Origin of the sequence: Microbacterium sp., assembly GCF_031988965.1 — a bacterium.
GTDB lineage: Bacteria > Actinomycetota > Actinomycetes > Actinomycetales > Microbacteriaceae > Microbacterium.
On the sequence record NZ_DALZXX010000264.1, the window covers coordinates 1 to 1,867 of the forward strand.

The 1,867-nt window shown below is 70.5% G+C and carries 1 protein-coding gene; it reads left to right on the top strand.

All coding sequences use genetic code 11. From position 1 onward, the window contains the following. Window positions 1–357: 357 nt before the first annotated feature. Window positions 358–1,867, top strand: a 1,510-nt coding sequence (locus RTM68_RS18550; RefSeq protein ID WP_312173790.1) for a beta-galactosidase, incomplete at its 3' end; no start/stop codon positions are given.

A 1,867-nucleotide genomic window follows, 5' to 3' on the forward strand; every position in this document is an offset into this window, starting at 1 on the left:
GGATGTCGGCGGAGGCCGACGCGGATGCCGACGGGGCAGGCTGCGCGGTGGAGGAGGCGGGCGCGGGCTCGTCTGCCTCCTGCGCCGTGCACCCGGCCAGGGCGGCCGCGACGACGATCGCGACGGCGATGCGGCCGCCCAGACCTGAACGCTGTGACCTCATCGCGATCTCCCTCGTCGGAGTGGAGCACGCCGTCTCGGACGCGGCATGCGGTCGGATCTTCGCACGGCTGCGCATGCCGTGCAAGCATCCGGCCGCAGGGCCGCCGGTACATGACGTGACAGGTGTTCCGTCATCGATCGCCGCCGGAGATCCGTAGGCTCGGGGGAGCACGCCACGGCCTTCGAAGGAGAATCATGCCCGCGACGTCGACCCTGCGGACTCTCACGCTGCGCGACGATCGGCCGCCGCTCATCGAGCCGGCCATGAGCAACACCGAGGACCCGCACGAGCGGCTGCGTCTCACGAGCCGATGGATCGAGATCGACGGCGCGCCCACTGTGCCCGTCACCGGCGAGCTGCACTTCAGTCGCATCCCGCGCAGGCGGTGGGAGGAGGAGCTGCGGCTGCTCGTGGCATCCGGTCTCACGTCGGTGTCGACGTACGTCTTCTGGATCCATCACGAGCGCGAGCGCGGTCGTGTGCGTTTCGACGGCGACCTCGACATAGCGGCGTTCCTCGAGACGGCGGAGCGGGTGGGCATCGACGTGATCATCCGGATCGGCCCCTGGTGTCACGGCGAGGTCCGTCACGGTGGGCACCCGGACTGGGTGGTCGCGGCACTCGGCGGCCGAGCGCGCACGAACGACGCGGAGTACCTCGATCTGGTGCGCGGCTGGTACGGCAGCATCGCCGATCAGGTGCGACCGTTCTGCGGACCGGACCGTCCGATCGTCGGCATCCAGCTCGAGAACGAGCTGCACGACCGGCCCGAGCACATCGCGACTCTGAAGACCATCGCCCAGGAGGCCGGTCTCTCGGCGCCGCTGTGGACGGCCACGGCGTGGGGCGGCGCGATCCTTCCCGCGCACGACGTCTTCCCGCTCTACAGCGGGTACGCCGACGGGTTCTGGGCCGGACAGGGGTCCACCTGGGACGACAGCTTCCGCGACCACTTCCGGTTCACGCACGTCTGGGATGACCCGGGGGTGGGTGGCGACTTCCGCGAGGAGGACGCCGAGATCGTGGTCCGGCCGATCGATCCGGAGTTCCCGCCGTCGACGTGCGAGCTGGGCGGTGGCATGGCGACGGCGTATCACCGTCGTCCGATCGCCAGAGGTCGGGACATCGCAGCGCTCGCAAACGTGAAGATCGGCAACGGCTCGGCGTGGCAGGGCTTCTACATGTATGCGGGAGGGGTGAATCCGGACGACGGACTGCAGGAGAGTCTCGCGTCGGGGTATCCGAATGACCTGCCGCGCTTCGACTACGACTTCCAGGCAGCCCTCGGTGCGACCGGTCGGCCGGGCCCGAGCCTGGGCGTGCTCCGCGACCACAACGCCTTCCTCGCTGCGTTCGGCCCGTTCCTCGCCGACACCTTCAGCTGCCTTCCCGACGGTGCGCCCGTCGACGTGCACGATCTCGAGTCGCTGCGCTGGGCCGTGCGCAGCGACGGGTCGCGCGGGTTCCTCTTCGAGCCGCTCGCGGGATCGACCGGGGTGCAGTTCCGCATCCCGTTCGCCGCCGGCGACCTCGTGGTGCCCGACCGCCCGATCGACATCCCGAGCGGTGTGATCGGGCGCTGGCCCCTGCGGATCGACGTCGCCGGCGTGCGTCTCGAGTGGGCCACCGCATCCGCCTCCGGCATCGTGCCGGGGGCGGGCGGTGAGCTGCCGACGCTCGTGCTGCGTGCTCACGACGGCATCC